Origin of the sequence: Burkholderia sp. BCC1993, assembly GCF_905339865.1 — a bacterium.
GTDB lineage: Bacteria > Pseudomonadota > Gammaproteobacteria > Burkholderiales > Burkholderiaceae > Burkholderia.
In genome coordinates this window covers 165441-187835 of record NZ_CAJPGZ010000003.1, presented here as the reverse complement: position 1 = coordinate 187835, position 22395 = coordinate 165441, and the positions used below count along the sequence as shown (strand labels likewise).

Here is a 22395-nt window from a genome sequence, read left to right as displayed (position 1 = left end):
GCAGACTCAGTGTGGACGGACGCACAGCGTCCGGAAGCGCGATGAATGACGGCGAAATCATGGTTGTCGACTTGGAATCGCACTGTATTCATGCTGTACTTGGCGCAGTGTTCGACAACAGATGTGTAGTCGACAAATACACTTCAGGGTCCAGGTAGACCCTTGTCATGGTGGGAGACATGAAACGCGAATCTGAAGGCATTCTCGTCCTGGACGACGACGGGAACACCACGTTTGCCAGCGGCCTCGGTCGGGACGCGCTGGTCTCGACGGCGCTCGGCCGGCTGTGGCGCAATCGGGACCGCACGCCGGTCAAGCGCCTGTCCGCGCTGACGGAGTTCGAGCGCCCGCTGACGGTCGCGGCGATTCCCACGCGCGACGCGGTGTGCTTCCTGATTTTTGCGCTCCAGGAAGCCGACGCGCTGAGCGAATTCCTTGCGGGAGTGGACCTCGCGGAAGACATCCTCAGGCATTTCATCACCGACCCGTACAAGGCGATGATAGTCGTCGATACGGCCGGCAAGATCGCCTACATGAGCCCGGTCCATGAAAAATTCTTCGGACTGAAGCATGGCGAAGCCATCGGTCGCCATGTCACGGCAGTCATCGAGAATACCAAGCTGCATGAAGTGGTCGCGACCGGGAAAGGGCAGGTGGCCCAATTACAGGAGATGAACGGGATCTCCCGGGTCGTTTCGCGTCTGCCGATCTTCGATCGCAACAAGCGCGTGGTGGCGGCGGTCGGCCAGGTGATGTTCAAGGGACCCGAAGTGATGCGCGAATTGACAGCCGAGCTCGCGCGCGTCAAGCAGGAGCTCGATTTCTACAAGCGCGAACTGTCCGGCATTCGTAACCGCAGTTACGGACTCGATCAAATCGTTGGTAGCAGTGAAGCGGTTCGGCGACTCAAGGAGGACATCCTGCGCGTCGCGCCGCTCGATGTGCCGGTACTGCTGGTCGGCGAAAGCGGGACCGGCAAGGAAATGGTCGCGCACGCGATCCACATGCTCAGTCCGCGCAGCGACAAACCGCTGGTATTGGTGAACTCCGCCGCGATGCCGCCCAACCTGGTCGAAAGCGAGCTGTTCGGCTACGAGCCCGGCGCGTTCACCGGCGCGGATCGCAAGGGGAGAAAAGGCAAGTTCGAAGCGGCGGACACCGGCACGCTGTTTCTCGACGAGATCGGCGACATGCCGGTCGACATGCAGGTCAAGCTGTTGCGTGTGCTGCAGGACGGGCAATTCGAGCGCATCGGCGGCGACCGCGCACGCCATTCCGACTTCCGCCTAATTTCGGCCAGCAACCGCGATTTCAAGGCGATGATCGCGAGCTCGAGCTTCCGCCTCGATCTCTTCTATCGGATCAGTGCCGTCACCTTGCGCTTGCCCGCATTGCGCGAGCGGCTCGAAGACATTCCGGAGCTGGCCGATACGTTCCTGGAAGCCTTCGCGATTCGTCACGGCGCGCCAAAGAAGTCGATCGCCGACTTCGCCATTCGCTTCCTGCAGTCGCGCGAATGGCCTGGCAACATCCGCCAGCTGCAACATGCGATCGAACGCGCCGCGATTTTTTGCGACGGGCCGGTGCTGTCGATCGCCGACTTCGGCAGCCTGGAAGGTGCGGTGCAGCCGAGGCTCGCCGAGCCGGCCGCAGAGGCATTGCCGGTGCTGAACAAGGGCACTGTCGATATGCGAGAAGCAAAGGAACGCGTCGAATCGGAACTCATTCGTGACGCGATGCGGCGAACCGGCGGCAACAAGAAACGGGTTGCCGAGGAGCTCGGCATTTCGCGATCCTATCTGTACAAGCGCTTGAGCATGATGGACGAGGCGCAGTTCGACGAGCCGCTGTCTTCCTAGGAGCGCGCCGCCGCACTGGGTGTGCGGCAGCATGCCTCGGCACCATCGACCACGCCAGCTGGCGTGGCGTGGTGTCCGCGACGACCGCGTGCTACAGCATCGGCGAGGCCCGGTTCAGCACAGTCTTCAGCGCGAAGCTCGAACGAATGTGCTCGACGCCGGGTATCCGGGTCAGCGTCTTCGTGAGAAAGTTCTGGTACGAGTCGAGATCGTGCACGACCACCCGTAGAATGAAGTCGGCATCGCCGGTCATCGTGAAGCAGCTCATGACCTCCGGTGCGACGACGATTTCCTTCTCGAAACGCTTGATCGCTGCCTCGGACTGGTTTTCAAGCGTGACTGCAACGAATACATTGAGCCCGCCTATCAGCTTGCGCTCGTCCAGTTGCGCGACGTAGCCGCGAATGAACCCCTGTTCCTCGAGCTTGTGAACGCGCCTGAGCGTAGGCGTCAGCGACAGACCGATCCGTTCGGCCAGTTCGCGCCAGCTCAATCGGCCGTCAACCGCGAGTTCCCGGAGAATTTTCAGGTCCGTCTTGTCGAGGTCGTGTTCATGCACCATAGCAACTACACATCTCCAGATTGATAGAGAAATCGTACTACCGAGGGGTTGAAATTGCGCCTGAATTGGTAAGAATTTGCGCGACGAAAAGCATAGACTGGGTTTCCGCGAACGCGTTGTAATCGCGTTGCGGCCCTGTCGCTTCCGTATGTGGATCCGCCACCCGGCCTCGACGAGACCGTCGTGGCCGCATGTGTGTCTCGCACGAACCTGCATACTTGCGACGCCGCTTGGTCCCGCACTAACGCGGGCAAACGCTCGCTCGCGCTGGTGCAATTCCTGAACTGATCTCCCTCACCATGACCTACCTGCAAGAACCCGACCGCAAGACCGTCACGATCCCCAAACTGCACGAGATGCGCGCGTCCGGCGAGAAAATCGCGATGCTGGCGTGTTACGACGCGACTTTCGCTGCGCTGCTCGACCAGTGCGGCACGGACGTGCTGCTGGTAGGCGATTCGCTTGGCAATGTGCTGCAAGGGCACTCGACGACTCTGCCTGTCACTCTTGACCACATGGTCTACCACACGGAATCGGTCGCTCGCGGCAACCGGACCGCGATGGTCGTAACCGACATGCCGTTCGGCACGTATGCGACACCGACCGACACATTCGAGCACGCTGCACGCTTGATGCGTGCCGGCGCGCAAATGATCAAGCTCGAGGGCGGCGCGTGGCTTGCCGAAACGATTCGCTTCCTCGTCGAACGCGGCATCCCCGTATGCGGACACGTCGGCCTGACGCCGCAATCGGTGCACGCACTTGGTGGTTTTCGCGTACAAGGCAGGACCGATTCGGCAGCCACCCAGTTGCTTGAGGACGCGATGGCGATGCAGGACGCCGGCGCACAACTGATCGTCATGGAAGCCATTCCTGCCGAACTGGCCGCTCAGGCGACGGCGCGACTGACCGTCCCGACGATCGGCATCGGCGCGGGCGTGCATTGTTCGGGGCAGGTGCTAGTGCTGCATGACGTACTAGGCACGTATCTCGGACGCAAGGCGAAATTCGTCAAGAACTTCATGGACGGGCAGACGTCGATCCACGCCGCCATTCGCGCCTATGTGTCGGAAGTGAAGGCCGGCACGTTTCCGGCGCCCGAACATTCGTTCTCGGCCTGAGCGTCATACTCCGTATGCGTCGTCGGTCGCCATCGCATCTCGATCCATTGGTGACGCGCAGCGCTGACCATCAACGCATCCGCCGCGAAGTCCATGGCGGATGCGTTATCAGCGAAACGTCACATCATTCGCCGGTGAAGCGGGCTTCCCGCTTCTCGCTGAATGCCAATACGCCTTCCGCGTAGTCTTTGCTCCATCCCATTTCGCGAATGGTGGTGGCTTCCGTCGACAGCTGCTGCTCGAGCGAATGGCCGTTCGCGGCCTGGACGAGCTGGCGGGTGCGAACCAGCGCCTTGGTGGGCATGCCGGCCAGACGCTGGACCAGCGCGTCGACACCGGCCGGAAATTCGGCATCGTCCAGCACGTCCCAGATGAGCCCCCATTCAGCGGCCTTGGCTGCCGGCAGCTTGTCGGCGAGCATCGTCAGGCCCATGGTGCGTGCGGTGCCGACGCGTTGAGACAGAAACCACGTACTGCCCGTATCGGGCGTCAGCCCGATCTTCGAGAAAGCCTGCAGGAAATAGGCCGAGCGCGCGGCGACGACCAGATCGCACGCCAGGGCCAATCCGACTCCACCACCCGCGGCAAGTCCGTTCACGGCAGCCACGGTCGGCACATGCAGATTCTGGAGTTTCATCACGAGCGGCTTGACCACGCGCTCCACCAGATTGCCGATATCGGGCTGCTTGCCGTCAACGGCCTGCATGGCGGGATCGGCGAGATCCTGCCCTGCGCAAAATGCGCGGCCGGCGCCGGTGATGACGAGCACACGCGCCTGACTGTCCGCCTCGATCTGATCGATCGCGCGATGAAGTTCGAGCACCATCGCCTCGTCGAAGCTGTTGAGCTTGTCCGGGCGATTGAGCACGATCCGGGCGACCGCTCCGGTGGTGACGCTGATTCGACTGAAGGTCATGGTGAATATCCGTTTGGGCAAACAAGTTAGAGGGCTGCACGCGCTGAAGGAGGCGCGCCATTGCTGATTCGCGTCACAGGTACTGGATGCGCTCCGGATAAGATCGTGACCGTGACGACAGGCCGTTGCTCGCGATAATCGCAGCGGCGATCCACTGGCGCCAACGAGCGCTCGCGGCAGCCGTGATCCGCCCGCAAATTACGGCTGTCCCTCAAGCGGGTGATCATGCTCAACAGCGAATCGTATGCGCCGTCCTATCTGCAATCCTGTTGACGGCTGCACGATACGACGCAGGCTCACATGCGTCAATATATTGATGTATATTTTTTCTGATTCCGCAATATTTCAGCTAAATTTCGCGGAGTGGAGCGGAAGGAATGACATCCTGTAGTCGTATATCGGCGTATTGTACCCACCACCTTCGGAGTCAGATCCGAAAAATATGCGCCCGCATGACGCGACGAGCCATCGACGCCATCGATGAAACGAGAGCGAAGCGCGACAGACGGGGTTGATGTGATAACGGAAATTCCGTAGGCAGCTGCAGGCCGGCCGAACTACGCCACCCGCGCCGTTATCTGTTTGTGAGGCGAAAGTGGGGGCTGCGCGACAGTCGAGGAAGCGATCGTACGCTCATGAGCGCTGCTGGACCAGCAACCGATCCGCCGTATCCGCTCAATCGTGTGCCGATATCGCCGAATTGCTCGCCTCGCCGACCGAGAGCGAGTCGCCCAAGTTCACGTCATTCATTCCGTTGTTCAACTGATTCAGGAAGTGAACTAGCGATACCTTGTCGTCGAAACGAAAGTTTGCCAATGCTTGCCGATAGAATTCGTAAATTTTCGGCTGCAGGCTATCCCAGAATGCGCGGCCTTGGGGCGTCAGCACGACCTTCTTTGCGCGCCTGTCGACGGTGTCCGCAATACGCACGACATGGTCTTCACGCTCCAGCCGCTTCAATACCCCATCGAGACTCTGGCGGCTGACCACCAGATAATCCGCGAGTTCGGAGAACGACATACCGTCAACTACTTGTGGGCGCGACAGTGCACCTAGCACCGACCACTGCACGGTCGTGATGCCCAGGGCCTTGATCGTCTGCCTGTCGAGCGTGTTCCCTGCCTGGAACAGCCGAAAGAACAGGCGGTTGTGGATGGATGAGACGGATTGATCGTAGGACGGGTCAGAATTTGTCATGAGCTGATCTGGAATTCGCGATGGCGCCGCGGAACGCATTGGTACCGCTATTCTACGGTGGCCATGGTCTTGCCGACATGTATTGCAGAGAAGTGCTGCCGGCCGCCCCTCCCTCAACTGGGGCATGGTCCTTCCCCGCGCCTACCTCGCCAGCCATGGTGAGGACTCAATTCCCACGCCCCGTCAGCAGGTTTCCCTCCAACTCAGCATCCGGGCAGACAAGGGATGCATACGACATCTACGTGATGCGATGCCTCGCATAATGAACGTACAGTGTACTTGATGCGGACATTTCCCGCGGCACCCAGGAAAATATATATCATGATATTGACGTAATGTAAAACCTGGCCTAGAGTGTCTATACACGCAATACAACATGACGAGACACCCCATGGCGACCTTCGACAAGCTTCTGTCCCCGCTTACCGTCGCATCCGTTGTGCTGCCCAACCGGATGGTGATGGGTGCAATGCACACGCGACTGGAAACACTTGACCGGCCTCACGAGCGCCTTGCCGCGTTTTACGCGGCACGCGCTGCCGGCGAAATCGGGTTGATTCTGAGCGGCGGTTTTTCGCCGAATCCCGAGGGCGTCATGGAGGAGGGAGGGCCGTTGTTCGATCGGGCCGACCAGTTCGACGAGCATCGCGCGGTGACGCGTGCCGTTCACGCGGCTGGCGGAAAAATCGTCCTGCAGATCCTGCATGCCGGTCGGTACGCGAAGGTGCCGAACTGTGTTGCGCCCTCGCTCGGCAAGGCGCGAATCAACCCGTTCTCTCCGCGTGCGTTGAGCACCGAAGAAGTCTGGACAACGATCTCGGATTTCGCGCGGACTGCTGCATTAGCGATCGAGGCTGGTTACGACGGCGTCGAGATCATGGGTTCCGAAGGCTATCTGATCAACGAATTCACGGCAGCCGTCACGAACCACCGTAGCGACGAGTTCGGTGGCGATTTCAACAGTCGAATCCGCTTCCCACTGGAAGTGGTACGCGCTGTTCGCGAGCAAATCGGCAATGCACCGATGCTGATTTACCGGATTTCCGCCATCGACCTCGTTGACGGCGGGATGACTGGTGCTGAAATTGCCGCATTCGCTCAGCAAATCGAAGTGGTCGGGGCGGATCTCATCAATACGGGCGTGGGCTGGCACGAGTCCTCCGTACCGACGATCGCAGCGTCGGTGCCGCGAGCGGCCTGGCGCGACGCGATCCGCAACGTCAAGCAGGCGATTTCGATTCCCGTCATGGCGTCCAACCGGATCAACACGCCGGAGGTGGCCGAGGAACTGATCGCAACGGGCGTTGCCGACTTGGTGTCGATGGCGCGACCATTGCTGGCTGATCCCGAATTTGCGAAGAAAACCCGCATCGGCGCGGTCGACGAAATCAATACGTGCATCGGCTGCAACCAGGCTTGCCTGGATCGCATCTTCACCGAGCGCACGGCAACCTGTCTCGTCAATCCACGAGCCGGTCGCGAGATCGAGTTCCCGGTCGGGCCGGCGCAGACGTCCAAACGGATTGCCGTGGTCGGCGGCGGCCCAGCCGGGATGGCCTTTTCCGTGAACGCGGCAGAGCGCGGACATCGCGTCACGTTGTTCGAGACCGACGCGCGGTTGGGCGGTCAGCTCAACATGGCCAAGGTCGTACCCGGTAAAGCTGAGTTCAACGAGATGCTTCGCTATTTCCGCGTCCGTCTCGAGCGGCTTGGCGTGTCGCTGCGCCTGGGCGAAGCGGCCACCGCGGACCGGCTTGCCGATGGCGAGTTCGACGAGATCGTGCTGGCGACGGGCGTCACGCCACGCGTGCCGGACATCGTCGGTGTCGATCACCCGAAGGCGGTCTCATATGTAGACGTGCTCACGGGCGAGGTCCGAGTCGGCCAGCGCGTCGCCATCATCGGCGCGGGAGGTATCGGGTTCGACGTCGCGGAATTCCTGCTGGGTGATCCCGAAGAATCCCTCGACAGGACGGCATTCTTCCGCGCATGGGGCGTGGATCCAGCCAACGCTGTCGCCGGCGGGATCGTTCCAGCTGCCGCTCATGCTGCGCCGCCGCGCAGCATCCACATGTTCCAGCGCAAGGCCGAACCGCTTGGCAAAGGACTCGGCAAGTCGACCGGATGGATCCTGAAGGCCAAGCTCCGCAAGGCCAATGTCGCGATGATCTCGGGCGCGACGTACAACGCGATTGACGACGACGGGCTGCACTATACGGTAGACGGCAAGCCGCACGTATTGCCCGTTGACCATGTCGTCCTGTGCGCCGGCCAGAATTCCAATCGCAGTCTCTACGAGGCGCTGCGGGCGCGCGGGCTTTCGCCGAAGCTGATTGGGGGCGCAGATGTCGCCAGCGAACTGGACGCACTGCGCGCGATCGACCAGGCAACTCGGCTCGCTGTCTCGCTTTGAGTCAACAAACTGGACGAGAGGATACCGTGAGGGCTGCATACATTACAGGACATGGCGGCAATGAAGTCGTCGAGATCGGCGAGCGGCCGATGCCAATCCGCGCACCGGGCGAGGTGCTCGTCCGCCTTCGGGCCGCGACGCTCAATCGTGTCGATCTCTATATGCGGGACAGCGGCGCAGGCATTACGCACCAATTGCCGCAGATCATGGGCCTCGACGGTGCCGGAACCATCGAGGAAACCGATGGCCCGTCGTCACTGTTCGCACGCGATCAACGCGTCGTGGTGCATCCCGGTATAGCGTGTGGGCGCTGTGAGTTCTGCCGACGTGGCGACTCCGCATTGTGCACGTCGATCCAGTATGTTGGCGAACACCGGGACGGAACCCTGGCCGAGTATATTTCGCTGCCGGCATCCAACGTGTTTCCGATGCCCGAGTCACTTGATTTCGTTGCAGCAGCAGCGCTTGGCGTCAACCATCTGACAGCTTGGCGCATGCTCTTTACGAAGGCGCAATTCAAACCGTGGGAGACGGCGCTGATCTTCGGTATCGGCGGGGGTGTATCGCTTGCAGCCCTTCAGTTAGCCAAGCTATCGGGCGGGCGAGCTGTCGTCGCATCCCGCGACGACAGCAAGCTGAAACGCGCCGTCGAGCTGGGGGCAGATCATGCTATCAATATCGGTACCCAGGATGTCGTCAGGGAAGTGATGGCGCTGACCGGCGGTCGCGGTGTCGATGTCGTGGTCGAGAACGTCGGGCAGGCAGTTTGGTCGAGCGCACTAAAGTCGCTGACTCGCGGCGGGCGCATCGTGACCTGCGGTGCGACGACTGGGGCTCAGCCTCCCGCTGATCTGAACCGCATTTTCGTTAAGCAGTTGCAGATCTTCGGATCGTCGCTTGGGAGTTTCGACGAGTACCGTTCCCTGCTCGAATGGGTGTCACGCAAGGCGCTGAGCCCCGTCATTGACTCGCGTTACCCGTTGCATGACGTGCACGCAGCACTCGATCGACTGGCTTCCGGTGATCAATTCGGCAAGATCGCCATTACGATCGCTGACTGATGCCCTCGGGCCTAGTCGACGGGCGAGACAGATGCGTCGCTACTAGCCGAAGGCCGGCTCGAGGACGGCGCAGCGAACATACTGTGCAGTGGACATTGCGGAGACATCGCCGCGTTTGTTACGACGGAAGAAAAAGCTTCGAACGTCTTACGAATCATTTCGCCCAGGCTCGGGCTTTCTGGACGACGAAATCGATGAGAATTCGCGTGGCAAGGGTTTGGTAGCGACCGGGCATTCGCAGCAGGAACATGCGTGTTCCGAACACGCTGAGGCGCCAGTCGTGCAGGGCACTGACTACGTGCCCTTCGGCCACATCCTGTTCGACGACATAGTCTGGCACAAGACCGATTCCCAGCCCGGCCAGGATCGCCTCCCGCAAGAACTGGAAGTTCTCGGACGCCAGCGAAGGGTGTAACGTCAGCTCACGCCGCTCCTCATTCTGATAGGCCGAAACTCTCAAATCGCGCCCGGCGACGGCCGACGTGATCAGTGGAACGTTGCCGAGGTCTTCCAGGCGCGATGGCATTTCGTGCTCACGCGCATACTCGGCCGATGCGCAGGTGACATAGCGCACCTGGGCGAGTTCGACAGCAACCATTTGCTGAGGCGGCTCGGACATCACGCGCACGGCCACATCCACTTCATCACGCAAGAGGTCATCGACACGGTTGTCGAACAGCAGATCAAGCGAAATGTCCGGGTAGGAGCGCTTGAATTCGATCAGCCAGCCGGACATCACCATGTGCCCGAAACCGGTTGGCACGCTTAGCCTGACAGAACCGTGCAGCCCTTTGCCGAAGGTGGCCAACGATTCCCTCGCGGCCAAGACTTCATCGCGAATGACGCGGCCATGGTTGTAAAGGCGCTGGCCGACCTCGGTGAGTTCAACGCGGCGCGTAGTGCGCCGCATCAATTGCATGCCGACGGATTTCTCGAGTTGGGTCAGGTGGTAACTGACATTGGCCCGGCTCATTTTCATGTTCCGAGCGGCGAGGCTGAGATTCCCCGCTTCGACGATGTCAACAAAAAGCGCGAGCGATTGGGCGTCCATTGCGTTCCGATGTGTCAAAAATCCTTGACGGAATGTTCATTGTATTTGTGATTGTCAAATCACTTCGATGAGCGAACAATACCTCAAACTCACAGGAGATACCATGTCGCTCGATCAAGAAACCTTCCAGCTCCTCAAAGACAGCGTTCAGCGCTTCGTCCGGGAGCGACTCATGCCCGCTGAGGATTACGTTGAGGAACACGATGAGGTTCCGGCCGATATCGTGAATGACATGAAGGAGATCGGACTTTTCGGGATTTCGATTCCTGAGGAATTCGGTGGCATCGGCTTGAGCATGGCTCAGGAGTGCGAGGTCGCCTATGAGCTGGGCCATACCGCGCTCGCGTTCCGATCGGTGGTTGGTACGAACATTGGCATCGGTTCTCAAGGGATCCTGATGGACGGGACGGGCGAACAGAAAGCCGCGTACCTGCCGCGCATCGCAAGCGGCGAGCTGATCGTGTCGTTCGCGCTCACCGAGCCCGATGCTGGCTCGGACGCCGCATCGATCAAGACGACGGGGGTGAAAGAGGGGAACGATTACGTTCTCAACGGTACCAAGCGTTTCATCACCAATGCACCGCGTGCTGGCGCCTTCACGCTGATGGCGCGTACTGAAGGGGCCGGTCCCGGCGGTATCACGGCATTCATCGTCCCTGCCGGCCTGCCTGGGCTCTCGCTCGGCAAGCCTGACCGCAAGATGGGCCAAAGGGGCACCAAGACCTGCGACGTAATCTTGGACAACGTGCGCGTACCGGCTGCCAACATCATCGGTGGGGAACCCGGCAAAGGCTTCAAGACGGCGATGAAGGTGCTGGATCGTGGCCGCCTTCACATCTCGGCTCTCGCATGCGGCATGGCGAGCCGTATCTTGCATGAGAGCGTAGCCTATGCTCAACAGCGCAAGCAGTTCGGTCAACGTATTGGAGACTTCCAGCTGGTTCAGGCGATGTTGGCCGACAGTCAGGCCGAGCTGCTCGCGGGCTGGTCTCTGGTGCAGTCTGTGGCGCGTCGCTACGATGCAAAGCCGTTTGGTGTGAGCGACTCAGACGTCAGCATGCAAGCGTCGTGCGCCAAGATGTTCACCACGGAAATGGTGGGTCGAGTTGCAGACCGTGGGGTTCAGATCCACGGAGGTTCTGGTTACATCAACGAATACAAGGTCGAGCGGTTCTATCGCGATGTCCGACTGCTGCGTCTTTATGAGGGCACGACGCAAATCCAGCAGGTTGTGATCGGCAAGCAGTTGATGAAGACGGCGTGAGGTTGACCATGTCCGATATTCTCAACGACGTCGCCGTCATCACGCTCGACAATCCGCCTGTCAACAGTTTGGCGCACGCGGTGCGTGAGCGCATCGTGCAGCAGCTCGACGCCGCGCTGGCCAACCCCGCTGTTCGTGCGATCGCCCTCGCGGGCAATGAGAAGGCGTTCTCCGCCGGCGCAGATGTCACGGAATTTGGCACGCCCCGCCAACTCGAGGAACCCATCCTTCGCTCCGTCATCGCACGTATCGAAGCGAGCACCAAACCAGTCGTGGCTGCCATCACGGGCTTGGCTCTTGGCGGCGGTCTCGAACTGGCGCTTGGTTGCCACGGGCGCGTCGCGCATGAAACGGCCCGGATCGGCCTGCCAGAGATCACCTTGGGTCTCATACCCGGTGCGGGCGCGACGCAACGGCTGCCACGCTTGGTGGGAATCGAAATCGCTCATTCGCTGATGTCCGGCGGTAAGCCACAGAGTGCTCGGCAGCTCGCGAAGTCGGGATTGTTCGACGACGTGGTAGCCGATGACGTGGTTGGAACGGCCGCTGCACGCGCGATGGCGCTCGCTCAACAAGGCGTTCCTTATCCGCGAGCGCGCGATTGCGAACTTGATGCCGCCGCGGTCCAGGCCGTCGTTGCCGCACAACGGGAGAAACTCACGTCACGCCAACGGCTCCAGCCTGCATATGGTGCCCTGCTTGACGCTCTCGTTGCTTCTACGTTGCCATTCGACGAGGGAATGAAACGGGAGCGCGAGCTTTTTCTCTCGCTTGTACCCACGACGGCGGCTCAGGCCCTGCGCTACCAGTTCAAGGTCGAGCGAGAAGCTACCAAGCTTCCCCCGGAACTCCAGGCACCCGCGCGTCAGGTGAAACAGGTTGCGATCATTGGGGCAGGCACGATGGGCTCCGGCATTGCAATTTCAGCGCTTGATTGCGGTTTGAGCGTGCTATTGCTTGAGCAGGATGACGCCGCGCTTGAACGGGGGCGCCAACGCATCGTCGACCACTATGACGAGCGTGTAGCAGCAGGCAAGCTTTCGGCAGCGTCCGCTTCGTCGAATGCTTCACGCCTGATTACGGGTACGACGTGGGAGTTGCTGCAGCAGGCAGACTTGGTGATCGAAGCGGTCTTCGAGGATATCGCGGTCAAGCAGGACGTTTTCCGCAAGATCGATGCTCACGCGCGCGCCGGAGCAGTCTTGGCCACGAATACGTCCTACCTCGACATTGATGCGATTGCAGCAGTGACGTCGCGTCCGCAGGAAGTGCTGGGTCTGCATTTCTTCAGCCCCGCGCATGTGATGAAGCTGCTCGAGGTGGTTCGAGGCGCAGAAACTGCGCCTGACGCGCTCGCCACCGGCATGGCCCTTGGCACGACCCTCAAGAAGATGCCAGTGCTGACCGGCAATGCGTTCGGTTTCATTGGCAACCGCATTTACAACGCGTACCGGCGTCAGTGCGAGTTCATGCTTGAGGATGGAGCATGGCCTGAAGATATTGACAACGCATTGACTACCATGGGTTTTGCCATGGGACCATTTGCGGTCGCGGATCTGTCTGGCCTCGACATTGCTTGGCGTATGCGCAAGTCACAAGCCGCCAAGCGTGATCCGCGCGAGCGCTACGTCGCCATTCTGGACCGGTTGTGCGAGTCCGGTCGTCTTGGACGTAAGACGGGCGCGGGCTACTACACCTACATTGATGGCAAGCAGACGAAAACTACCGATGCCACTGTCCGCGAGGTGATCCTGCAGGCGAGCGCGCAGCGCGGCATTGTTCGTCGGACGCTGAAACCCGAAGAAATCCAGCGCCGTGCTTTGCTGTCGATGGTGAACGAGGCGGGCTTGCTTTTAGCCGAAGGTGTGGCAAGCCGGCCCAGCGACATCGACGTCGTGCTGGTACAGGGATATGGCTTCCCGCGCTGGGAGGGCGGTCCGGTGTTCTGGGCTCGCCAGCAGGATCGCATTCTGCTCGAATCCGAGCTCGAGCGTCTCGCGGATGAAGCAGGACACGGATTCATCCTGGCAGACCTCACTCCACTGCTTGCGGCCTGATACAGACGTCATGACTAGTCTCCGGCCTTCATCCGTGATGCTGCAGTGTGTACATCTTGAAAGATCACGATGGGTGCGTCACTGCGCCGGGTGGATGGCCTTCGCTAACCATCCGCGGAGCGGCGAGGGAAGCAGGTCATGGCTGGCAATCGCCAAAGCTCAATTGAAATTCAGAGGTATGTGACTTGAAAGTTCTTGTAGCCGTGAAACGCGTGGTCGATTACAACGTGAAGGTCCGCGTGAAGTCGGACAACACGGGCGTCGACATCGCGAACGTGAAGATGTCGATGAACCCGTTCGACGAAATCGCAGTGGAAGAAGCTGTGCGTCTCAAGGAAGCAGGCGTCGCGACCGAAGTGATCGCGGTGTCGGTCGGTGTGGCGCAAGCGCAGGAAACGCTGCGCACGGCGCTGGCGATCGGTGCGGATCGCGCGATCCTCGTCGAGTCGAACGACAGCGTCGAGCCGCTGGCCGTCGCGAAGATCCTGAAGGCGCTCGTCGACAAGGAGCAGCCGCAGCTGGTGATCCTCGGCAAGCAGGCGATCGACGACGATTCGAACCAGACCGGCCAGATGCTGGCCGCGCTGGCAGGTCTCCCGCAAGCGACGTTCGCGTCGAAGGTCACGATCGCCGACGGCAAGGCTACGGTTGCACGTGAAGTCGACGGCGGCGCGGAAACGCTGTCGCTTCAACTGCCGGCAGTCGTGACCACGGACCTGCGCCTGAACGAGCCGCGCTACGTGACGCTGCCGAACATCATGAAGGCGAAGAAGAAACCGCTGGAAACGGTGAAGCCGGAAGACCTGGGCGTGGATGTCGCGCCGCGTCTGAAGACGCTGAAGGTGGCGGAGCCGCCGAAGCGCGCGGCCGGCGTGAAGGTGCCGGACGTGAAGACGCTGGTCGAGAAGCTGAAGACCGAAGCCAAGGTGCTGTAAGAGGGAGCGGAAAGAAATGACGATTCTGGTGATTGCAGAACACGACAACGCGTCGATCAAGGCCGCGACGCTGAACACGGTGGCAGCGGCGGCCGAAGTTGGCAAATTCGTCGGCGGTGACATTCACGTGCTGGTCGCAGGCCACAATGCGCAAGCAGCGGCAGACGCAGCAGCGAAGATTGCAGGCGTTTCGAAGGTGCTGCTGGCCGACGCGCCGCAACTCGAAGCGGGCCTCGCGGAAAACGTCGAAGCGACCGCGCTGAACATCGCGAAGGACTATTCGCACATCCTCGCGCCGGCGACTGCGTACGGCAAGAACATCGCGCCGCGTATCGCGGCGAAGCTGGACGTCGCGCAGATTTCGGACATCACGGCGGTCGATTCGGCCGACACGTTCGAGCGCCCGATCTACGCAGGCAACGCGATCGCGACGGTGCAATCGACGGACGCGATCAAGGTGATCACGGTGCGTGCGACGGGCTTCGATCCGGTTGCAGTGGAAGGCGGCAGCGCAGCGGTCGAGAAGATCGCAGCCGCGGCAGACGCAGGCAAGTCGCAGTTCGTGAGCCGTGAGGTGACGAAGCTGGACCGTCCGGAACTGACGTCGGCGAGCATCATCGTGTCGGGCGGCCGCGGTCTGGGTAGCGGCGAGAACTACACGAAGGTGCTGGAACCGCTGGCCGACAAGCTGTCGGCAGCGCTGGGCGCGTCGCGCGCCGCAGTGGACGCCGGCTACGTGCCGAACGACTATCAGGTCGGTCAGACCGGCAAGATCGTCGCACCGCAGCTGTACATCGCGGTCGGCATCTCGGGTGCGATCCAGCATCTGGCCGGCATGAAGGGTTCGAAGGTGATCGTCGCGATCAACAAGGATCCCGAAGCGCCGATCTTCAGCGTGGCCGACTACGGCCTCGTCGGCGATCTGTTCACGCTCGTGCCGGAACTGAACGCTGCCTTGCTTGATGGCTGAGTTCCGCGCGTCAATGTCGACTAGGGGGCGAAACATGAGTCTTCTCGACGACTTACAGAAGGTAAGGGCGGAGGCGGCGCACGCCGCCAACGTCGAAGATGCGGCAATCTGGCGATGGTTCTCGCCTTTGCTGGAGGAACACCGCATTCGCTGGTGTCTTGCGGGAGAGAATTGGATCGTCAGCGTCGACAACCGCTACGTTGCAACCCATCGAAGCTTTGACTGCGCCATTCGAATGGCGAAGGAAAACGCCGAGCAATTTGTTATGCGTCGGGAAAATCGGGCTCGGAAAAGAGTTGGAGGGGGCGATGACTATGGTGCAAGCCGTACCTGACCACCCAACAGCGGATGTGTGGCGTTATGCAATTGAATGCCTAGTCCAATTCGTCTTGAGAAGCCGTTTATGCTCGCTTCGACGACACCTTGTCGCCACCTGGTACATTCGTCACGCGAAGCCCAGACGGGCTTCCAACCGGTTGACTTAAGGCAGACAAGCGATCCCTTCGTTGTCAAGCAACGAGAAACGACTGGCAAGTCGGTCAATGGGGTGCAATCGCCGCGCGCCGGTTCGTATCATGCGAATCACCGGATGGATACGAACCGCGCGTGCGCCACGTCTCTCGTACTCGCACCATTTGGCGTGCGACTGTCGACCACTGTCGATCTATTGCGCAAAGCGGCGGGCTGAAAAGCTGGAGAGCTCGCGCGGAGATCCTCCCTATCCGCGCGATTGTCCTGTACGACGTGTCGACCTGAAAGACAGGCTATCGCCTCAGTGTCTTCAGCGCGGTCACGGCGCGGCGCTGCTGTCGAAGAACCCGAATACGACGGCTTCCGGTCGGCCATACAAACTCGCCTGCATTACACGCGTGAAGCGGATCGGCGCGCCCTTGGCACGAATATCGCTTCGATAGATTCCGGATGGTTCGCCGGCACTGCCAAGATAGGCGTCGGTTACGGTCGGTCAGTCCGTGCTTGCGTAAGGAATCGACTATTGAGGCGGTATGCCTTGATCCGTCGATCAATACGTGTGCTGATCGAGAGAAAATGAAACTGGAGACGAGAATGGAAGTTGCACGCGCTAGCCACACGAGACATGTGGCCATGGACGAGTCGATCGACGAGAAACGGAAGAGCGCCATCAAGGGTGCGGTGTTTTCCGAGTTCATTGACATGTTCGATATCTATCTGCCGGTGATCATCCTCGCACCGATACAGTCATATTTTCTGCCGAAGACCGTGTCCGGCGGCCATCAGGCGATTCTGGAGTCACTTGTCTTCATTACGACGCTGCTTGGTCGCCCGCTCGGCGCAATCCTGTTTGGTCGAATCGCGGACCGCGTCGGTCGCCGCACAGCATCGATCTTGTCGGTGACCGGTTTCGGCGTGGCGACTTTGTTGATCGCCCTCATTCCTGGCTATGTGTCGATCGGCATCGCCTCGTACTGGCTCCTGGTCCTCCTGCGGTTTGTCGACGGAATATTTCTCGGTGGCGGATACACCGGTGCACTGCCACTCGCGATCGAATACTCGCGGAAGGAACAGCGCGGCCTGGTCGGCGGCCTGGTCCTGGCGGGGTTCCCGGCTGCGTACGTCGCGATTAGCGTCATGGCGATGGTCATGTTCGAATTGTTCCCGCTCGGTGGTCCCGATTCGCCGTATGCCATGTGGGGCTGGCGCATTCCATTCATCCTCGGCGCGGCGATGGCCGGGTTGCTGGCCGTGTATTACGTCCGCAAGGTCTCCGAGTCCGAAGTGTGGGCGGGAAAATCCGCGCGAAAACCTGAAGCGACATCCGCGACGCGACTTGTCAGTGGCCAGCAGTTTCGCAACCTGATGCAGGTGCTGCTGATGATGACCGGCTTCTGGCTCACGCAAAACGTGGTCGGATTGTTCCTGCCGACGGGCATCCTGCTGAAAACCCTGCACCTATCGGCATTCGAGATGACGACCACGCTGATGATCTCTTATACCGTGCTGTGTCTCGCCTATGTCGGCGCCGGGATGTTGGGGCAATGGATCGGCAGACGGGCGATGCTGGCTGCGATCGGCGCGCTTTCGTCGACGATCGGTGCCGTTCTGCTATACGCGTTGATCGAAGCGAAGGGCGCGAGCCTCGTTCACATCGGCTTGCTCGTATGCGGCCTAGCCATCACCGTCAGTTCGGCGTGGGCGGTCATCGTCACGTATATCAACGAACGCTTCGCAACGGGCGTCCGGGCCACTGGTTTTGGCGTCGGCTATAGTCTGTCGGTGATCGTTCCGTCTTTCTACGCGTTCTATATGAACTGGCTCGGTGCCATGATGCCGTTGCGATATGCACCGATCGCGCTACTGGTCATCGGCGGGATTGTCGCCAGTGTTGGCGCACTCATGGGGCCCGAGACAAGGAACGCGGAGCTCTGAATGTCCGGACGCTGACGCACATCGGGATCAACGTTCGACGAGGTGGGTATGGATATCTACAACGACATGACACAAGCAAGGGTCAACGCGGCTCGAGCTGCCAACGATGAAGATGCGGCCATTTGGCGCTGGTTCTCCTCGCTACTTGAAGAGCGGCGTATTCGCTGGTGCGTCTCTGGCGAAAGCTGGTTCGTCAGTGTCGATAATCGACACGTCTCAACGGAACAAAGCTTCGACAGCGCAATCCGTGTCGCAAAGGACAACCTGGATCTAGCGATTGCGCAGCGAAACGTACGACGGATGGCTTGACGGCAACCACAGCGGCAGGTGGCGAACGAGGGTGCTAACGCTTGTTCGCCTTCCCGTCACTGTGGATACGAGCAGGAGGCTTGTCCGTGTCCAGGCCCCTTCATAAAACAGGGTATCCGAAACGAGTCATCTGTGTTGGCGGTGAAATCCGGGATGTCATCGTGGTGTCGGCAATCCGCCTCGCTCAATGCATCTAGAGATCTCCGTGAGTCTGTACGACCGCTGCAGGCCTTCTCCGGCGGCAGCGGCGACGCGCTTGATCGATCCGGCGCTAACGTCACCGATTGCGCTGACGTCTGGGCACTTGTTTCCAGCGGAAAAGCAAGTTCGTTACTCCCTGGAACGTAGGCGACGGTTAGAACGAATCCTTTGCTGTTGACCATGACGTCGCGAGCATTCAACTACCCGGTATTCGGCTTGGCACCTGAAAACAGGAAAAAGTGATGGACCGTGAGTTGCAGTTTCACTGCCGTCGTCACGGGAGCGGTAACGGACCGCCTCGAGTCGTTCTGACACCCGTTGATGGCCGTAATGTCTAAGCGACGAGCCTCGCGTTTCCGCTGCTCTGACGATGACGGGGACCCTCCCGATGCTCGATTGCAGCAACACGCCGCAGAATCAGCGCGCGCGTGATCTTCTCGGCACGGTTGGCTTCGGCAATGATCAGCACGCACAGACTTTCGGTGGGCAACGGCAGTGCTTCGACGTCATCGATCGCTCACACATCGACCACCACGGGCTTGCCGGAAAGTTGACCGATGTCGGCGCTGAACTCGCCGGGATGCATCTGTGCCCGTACCGCACGTTCGCAGCCCAGGCCGTCGCGTCCCGTCACACGGACACTACGTGCCAGCAAAGAAAACCTTCCCGGACCGATGCTTCCTGCGCGATAGAGTTCTTCACCAGCGCGGCGGCGCAACAGGCTCACAATCACCGCATCTTGCCGACTTCCGCGCTGGGGCACTGTCCGGCGCTACTGATAGTGGCGGGGGGTATTGCGTTCGCTGTCGTTGTCCGCGTGGTCACATCAGGTGCCTAATTCGTCGCCGTGCCCGTTGGGTCAGTGAAATCGCTGTTCATCGTGGTTCTCCTGATATGCGTATTGCATGAGCACAACAAAAAAACGGTGTAGCAGCCGTTGCCAACTTCGATGACTTAGTCGGCCGGACGCCGAAATTGAACAGCCGGCACACGATACTTCAATCCGAATTTTCGGGGAACGCTTTGATTGGGAACTTCACCGCAAGCAGCGGCTGATTGCATATCGGCCAGCAAACGAAACGTTCGTTTCGCTCCTACCGATCAGCCGAAACAGTCATTCTGATTGCGTGGTGCAGGTCACTTCAAGTCGACAGCAAATGCCCTAATTGGCTGGCTATATTGGTTCACCATCCTTATCAATGCAATCGGATGGGTCGCGAACAGTGATGGTCAACTCAACATCTGGGACGTCGATATGAAGAGCTTCGCAACACGCAATACGGCGTTGTTACTGTCGGTCATGGTCTTGAATGTTTCATCGCTCGCCACCGCCGCAACATCTCAGGTGGTCAAGCTAGGGCTTGCGGGCCCGCTCACCGGCGTTGTCGCTCACATTGGCAGGGATGTCAGGAACGGAGCAAAGCTCGCCGTGGACGAAGCCAACGCAAAGGGCTTGGTCATCGACGGCAAGAAGATCGATCTGCAGCTGGAAATCGAGGACGACGCCGGGGATCCGCGGCTTGCCACCCAGGTGGCGCAGAAGCTCGTTGACGACAAAGTCGTCGCCGTGATCGGGCATGTCCAGTCCGGTGCGACGATTCCGGCATCTCGAATCTATCGTGATGCCGGCATCACGCAGATTTCCCCGTCGTCGACGAACCCCTTTTATACGCAGCAGGGTTACAAGACGGCATTCCGGGTGATGGCCACCGATGCTCAACAAGGCCCCGCGTTGGCAGCATATGCGTCCAAGCAAATGAATGCGAAGACGGTTGCGATCGTTGACGATGCTACGGCTTACGGACAGGGGCTGGCCGATGAATTTTCCAGGAGCGCCAAAGCACTTGGAATCAAAGTCGTGTCACGTGATGCCAGTACCGACAAGACTGTCGACTTCAAGGGCATCCTGACGAAGATCAAGAACGAGAACCCTGATCTGATCATGTACGGCGGAGCCGATGGTGCTGGACCGCAACTCGTGAAGCAGGCCTATCAGCTCGGCTTGCGAGCCCGGATTCTCTCGGGTGACGGCATGTGCACGGAGCGATTCGCCACGTTGGCCGGCGAGGCGGCAGCGAAGCTGACGTGTTCGGAAGCCGGCCTTCCGCTCGAGAAAATGCCGGGCGGTGTCGAATTCAAGAAGAAATACACGAGCATCTTCAACCAGAAAATCGAAGGGTATGCGCCTTTCTCGTATGACGCGGTCAATGTCGTGATCGACGCGATGAAACGAGCGAACTCAACGGATCCGGCAAAGATCCTCGAAGCGATGTCATCGACCAAATACGATGGCGTCATCGGGCCAATATCGTTCGACGAAAAAGGCGATCTTAAGCAGAAGGGAATTTCGATTTATGATTACCGGGGCGGAACAAAGACGCTGCTTGACGTGATGAAGCTGTAAATGCGCGCTGACCGTACGCGCCGGGACGGCGGTCCGCGCGATGTCCATGCCGGACCGCCGAATTCCGCGCAGATACGCCAGAGCGGCCCCATGCCGCGATTTTCCATGCCACTGATCTGAATACCCATTATCCGAGTACAGACAATTTGACTGGAGCATCAACATGACTGAGTCTGTAGTACGCTATTCGAAAAGAATGCGATTGGTCAAACCTTCCGCAATCCGGGAACTGCACCTGCTCGAACATGATCCCGAAGTCATTTCCTTCTGCGGCGGATATCCGGACGCCTCGATGTTCCCGGTCAACCATCTTCGCGAAGCCTACTGCACCGTCATCGAGCGGGACGAATTAGCCCTTCAATATACGCACTCCCAGGGCGACCTGTCACTTCGGCAAAAGATCGTCGCGAAGATGCATCGGGATGGCGTATCTTGCGACGAGGACGAGGTCCTGATAGTTCATGGCGGACAACAGGGGCTCGATCTTCTCGGCAAGGCGTTCATCGACGAAGGCGATGCCATTCTCGTCGAGGCACCAACGTTTCTCGGCGCGTTGATCTCGTTTAATGCGTATGCGCCGCAGTACGTCGGGATTCCGATGGACGATCATGGAATCGACACCGATCGACTGGAAGAGATTCTCCGACGCACCACTGGCGTGAAGTTCATGTATGTCATACCGGATTTCCAGAACCCGGCCGGTGTAACGCTGAGTCTCGAGCGTCGCAAGCGACTCGTTGAGCTTGCCGAAGAGCACGACTTCTACATCGTCGAGGATTCGCCTTACAGGGACATCCGGTTCTCCGGGCAATCCGTGCCGCCAATCAAGCATTTCGATACCAACGGACGCGTGATCTTTGTCGGTAGCTTCTCGAAGAGCCTCGTACCCGGAATGAGGCTCGGTTGGGTGGTTGGCGACAAAGACCTTGTCCGCAACCTTGCGCAGTTGAAGCAAGCAGCCGATACGCAATGCAGTACCGTCAACATGAAAGTGGCGAATGCCTATCTCGAGTCGTTTGATCACGACACACATGTGGGCCGGCTGGCCGACGGCTATCGGAAGAAGAAGCAGCTGATGCTCGACGTTATCCGTGCATCCTTTCCTGATTGCGTGGCTTACACGAATCCGGAGGGCGGAATGTTTACGTGGCTGACATTCCCCGAGACATTCGATGCGGGCGTATTTTTGAAGAACGTTCTGCTACCGGAATCGAAAGTCGCCTACGTCCCGGGCATGCACTTCTTTGCGGGCGACGGTGTCGTGCCGGTCAATCACGCGAGGCTGAGCTACTCGGCAACGGCCGAGTCCGCGATCATCGACGGCGTCACGAGAATGGGCAAACAACTCCACGTGCATTTGTGTTGAGGCTCGTGGACTGGTCACTTGCCCTTGTCGCGCATGCTCATTGCGTCAATTGTCTTGCGGGCCGCGCCACCCCCCGATGTCGCGCGCTTGTTCAACGGGCGCGCGTCAGCCGCCGCCGCGAGGCAATCGATCAACCCGCGTGTGCCCACTTGACGTCAATCCTGATGCCGCATCACACATGAAAAACTTTTCCCAAGAATATGCAATCCGTTAGCAAGGACAGGCAAGACGGCCATAGCCGCGCACCGATAAAGTGGTTTTCACTGCCGTTGCTGGCGCCCGAATGTCACGATGGCATTACAC

At 59.8% G+C, this 22395-nt stretch carries 18 protein-coding genes; 14 read left to right on the top strand and 4 right to left on the bottom strand.

Going from position 1 to position 22395, the window contains the following annotated elements:
- The first annotated feature begins 179 nt into the window (after positions 1-179).
- A complete protein-coding gene (locus U4Y91_RS05930; protein ID WP_321804052.1) occupies positions 180-1859 on the top strand; it encodes a sigma-54 interaction domain-containing protein in 1680 nt (559 codons plus the stop codon).
- Positions 1860-1950: 91 nt separating this feature from the next.
- Here the strand turns inward: U4Y91_RS05930 and U4Y91_RS05925 are convergent, their stop codons facing one another.
- Positions 1951-2421 (bottom strand): Lrp/AsnC family transcriptional regulator, encoded by a 471-nt coding sequence (locus U4Y91_RS05925; RefSeq protein WP_321804050.1) that lies wholly within the window; start codon positions 2419-2421, stop codon positions 1951-1953.
- 299 nt (positions 2422-2720) lie between these two features.
- On the opposite strand from U4Y91_RS05925, the gene panB reads away from it, so the two are divergent.
- The gene (gene panB, locus U4Y91_RS05920) at positions 2721-3542 is read left to right on the top strand and encodes a 3-methyl-2-oxobutanoate hydroxymethyltransferase (RefSeq protein ID WP_321804048.1); all 822 of its coding nucleotides are present in this window, start codon (positions 2721-2723) and stop codon (positions 3540-3542) included.
- Positions 3543-3666: 124 nt separating this feature from the next.
- Here panB and U4Y91_RS05915 read toward each other — a convergent pair whose 3' ends face one another.
- Both U4Y91_RS05915 and U4Y91_RS05910 read right to left on the bottom strand, forming a co-directional pair.
- Positions 3667-4458: an enoyl-CoA hydratase-related protein gene (locus U4Y91_RS05915; RefSeq protein ID WP_321804046.1), complete on the bottom strand. Its 792-nt coding sequence runs from the start codon at positions 4456-4458 to the stop codon at positions 3667-3669.
- Between the two features lie 675 nt (positions 4459-5133).
- A complete protein-coding gene (locus U4Y91_RS05910; protein WP_321804045.1) occupies positions 5134-5655 on the bottom strand; it encodes a MarR family transcriptional regulator in 522 nt (173 codons plus the stop codon).
- A 391-nt stretch (positions 5656-6046) separates the two neighbouring features.
- Here U4Y91_RS05910 and U4Y91_RS05905 point away from each other — a divergent pair, with 391 nt between their 5' ends.
- A complete protein-coding gene (locus U4Y91_RS05905; RefSeq protein ID WP_321804044.1) occupies positions 6047-8068 on the top strand; it encodes an NADPH-dependent 2,4-dienoyl-CoA reductase in 2022 nt (673 codons plus the stop codon).
- Between the two features lie 26 nt (positions 8069-8094).
- The gene (locus U4Y91_RS05900) at positions 8095-9129 is read left to right on the top strand and encodes a zinc-binding dehydrogenase (RefSeq protein ID WP_321804042.1); all 1035 of its coding nucleotides are present in this window, start codon (positions 8095-8097) and stop codon (positions 9127-9129) included.
- Positions 9130-9283: 154 nt separating this feature from the next.
- Here U4Y91_RS05900 and U4Y91_RS05895 read toward each other — a convergent pair whose 3' ends face one another.
- Entirely contained in the window at positions 9284-10180 is an 897-nt protein-coding gene (locus tag U4Y91_RS05895; protein ID WP_321804040.1) for a LysR family transcriptional regulator, read from the bottom strand.
- Positions 10181-10283: 103 nt separating this feature from the next.
- Between U4Y91_RS05895 and U4Y91_RS05890 the strand changes: the two genes are divergently transcribed.
- From U4Y91_RS05890 to U4Y91_RS05845, 10 genes are all read left to right on the top strand, one after another.
- The gene (locus U4Y91_RS05890) at positions 10284-11444 is read left to right on the top strand and encodes an acyl-CoA dehydrogenase family protein (RefSeq protein WP_321804039.1); all 1161 of its coding nucleotides are present in this window, start codon (positions 10284-10286) and stop codon (positions 11442-11444) included.
- An 8-nt stretch (positions 11445-11452) separates the two neighbouring features.
- A complete protein-coding gene (locus tag U4Y91_RS05885; protein WP_321804037.1) occupies positions 11453-13501 on the top strand; it encodes a 3-hydroxyacyl-CoA dehydrogenase NAD-binding domain-containing protein in 2049 nt (682 codons plus the stop codon).
- Between the two features lie 185 nt (positions 13502-13686).
- On the top strand, positions 13687-14436 hold the full coding sequence (locus U4Y91_RS05880; RefSeq protein ID WP_321804035.1) for an electron transfer flavoprotein subunit beta/FixA family protein: 750 nt from the start codon (positions 13687-13689) through the stop codon (positions 14434-14436).
- A 16-nt stretch (positions 14437-14452) separates the two neighbouring features.
- The gene (locus tag U4Y91_RS05875; RefSeq protein WP_321804034.1) at positions 14453-15406 is read left to right on the top strand and encodes an electron transfer flavoprotein subunit alpha/FixB family protein; all 954 of its coding nucleotides are present in this window, start codon (positions 14453-14455) and stop codon (positions 15404-15406) included.
- Between the two features lie 34 nt (positions 15407-15440).
- Positions 15441-15740 (top strand): hypothetical protein, encoded by a 300-nt coding sequence (locus tag U4Y91_RS05870; RefSeq protein ID WP_321804033.1) that lies wholly within the window; start codon positions 15441-15443, stop codon positions 15738-15740.
- Positions 15741-16510: 770 nt separating this feature from the next.
- Positions 16511-17812, top strand: coding sequence for an MFS transporter (locus U4Y91_RS05865; RefSeq protein WP_321804032.1), 1302 nt, complete (start codon positions 16511-16513; stop codon positions 17810-17812).
- Between the two features lie 48 nt (positions 17813-17860).
- On the top strand, positions 17861-18121 hold the full coding sequence (locus U4Y91_RS05860; RefSeq protein WP_321804030.1) for a hypothetical protein: 261 nt from the start codon (positions 17861-17863) through the stop codon (positions 18119-18121).
- A 589-nt stretch (positions 18122-18710) separates the two neighbouring features.
- Entirely contained in the window at positions 18711-19160 is a 450-nt protein-coding gene (locus tag U4Y91_RS05855; RefSeq protein ID WP_321804029.1) for a hypothetical protein, read from the top strand.
- Positions 19161-19622: 462 nt separating this feature from the next.
- On the top strand, positions 19623-20726 hold the full coding sequence (locus U4Y91_RS05850) for a branched-chain amino acid ABC transporter substrate-binding protein (RefSeq protein WP_321804392.1): 1104 nt from the start codon (positions 19623-19625) through the stop codon (positions 20724-20726).
- A 163-nt stretch (positions 20727-20889) separates the two neighbouring features.
- Complete coding sequence (locus U4Y91_RS05845) at positions 20890-22092, top strand: PLP-dependent aminotransferase family protein (RefSeq protein WP_321804027.1); 1203 nt, start codon at positions 20890-20892, stop codon at positions 22090-22092.
- Positions 22093-22395 lie beyond the last annotated feature (303 nt).

Excerpts from the sequence above, each read along its gene's own strand:
- U4Y91_RS05930 (WP_321804052.1), top strand. The coding sequence starts at position 180 with ATGAAACGCGAATCTGAAGGCATTCTCGTCCTGGACGACGACGGGAAC.
- U4Y91_RS05925 (WP_321804050.1), bottom strand. The coding sequence starts at position 2,421 with ATGGTGCATGAACACGACCTCGACAAGACGGACCTGAAAATTCTCCGG.
- panB (WP_321804048.1), top strand. The coding sequence starts at position 2,721 with ATGACCTACCTGCAAGAACCCGACCGCAAGACCGTCACGATCCCCAAA.
- U4Y91_RS05915 (WP_321804046.1), bottom strand. The coding sequence starts at position 4,458 with ATGACCTTCAGTCGAATCAGCGTCACCACCGGAGCGGTCGCCCGGATC.
- U4Y91_RS05910 (WP_321804045.1), bottom strand. The coding sequence starts at position 5,655 with ATGACAAATTCTGACCCGTCCTACGATCAATCCGTCTCATCCATCCAC.
- U4Y91_RS05905 (WP_321804044.1), top strand. The coding sequence starts at position 6,047 with ATGGCGACCTTCGACAAGCTTCTGTCCCCGCTTACCGTCGCATCCGTT.
- U4Y91_RS05895 (WP_321804040.1), bottom strand. The coding sequence starts at position 10,180 with ATGGACGCCCAATCGCTCGCGCTTTTTGTTGACATCGTCGAAGCGGGG.
- U4Y91_RS05890 (WP_321804039.1), top strand. The coding sequence starts at position 10,284 with ATGTCGCTCGATCAAGAAACCTTCCAGCTCCTCAAAGACAGCGTTCAG.
- U4Y91_RS05885 (WP_321804037.1), top strand. The coding sequence starts at position 11,453 with ATGTCCGATATTCTCAACGACGTCGCCGTCATCACGCTCGACAATCCG.
- U4Y91_RS05875 (WP_321804034.1), top strand. The coding sequence starts at position 14,453 with ATGACGATTCTGGTGATTGCAGAACACGACAACGCGTCGATCAAGGCC.
- U4Y91_RS05870 (WP_321804033.1), top strand. The coding sequence starts at position 15,441 with ATGAGTCTTCTCGACGACTTACAGAAGGTAAGGGCGGAGGCGGCGCAC.
- U4Y91_RS05865 (WP_321804032.1), top strand. The coding sequence starts at position 16,511 with ATGGACGAGTCGATCGACGAGAAACGGAAGAGCGCCATCAAGGGTGCG.
- U4Y91_RS05860 (WP_321804030.1), top strand. The coding sequence starts at position 17,861 with ATGGATATCTACAACGACATGACACAAGCAAGGGTCAACGCGGCTCGA.
- U4Y91_RS05855 (WP_321804029.1), top strand. The coding sequence starts at position 18,711 with ATGCTCGATTGCAGCAACACGCCGCAGAATCAGCGCGCGCGTGATCTT.
- U4Y91_RS05850 (WP_321804392.1), top strand. The coding sequence starts at position 19,623 with ATGGTCTTGAATGTTTCATCGCTCGCCACCGCCGCAACATCTCAGGTG.
- U4Y91_RS05845 (WP_321804027.1), top strand. The coding sequence starts at position 20,890 with ATGACTGAGTCTGTAGTACGCTATTCGAAAAGAATGCGATTGGTCAAA.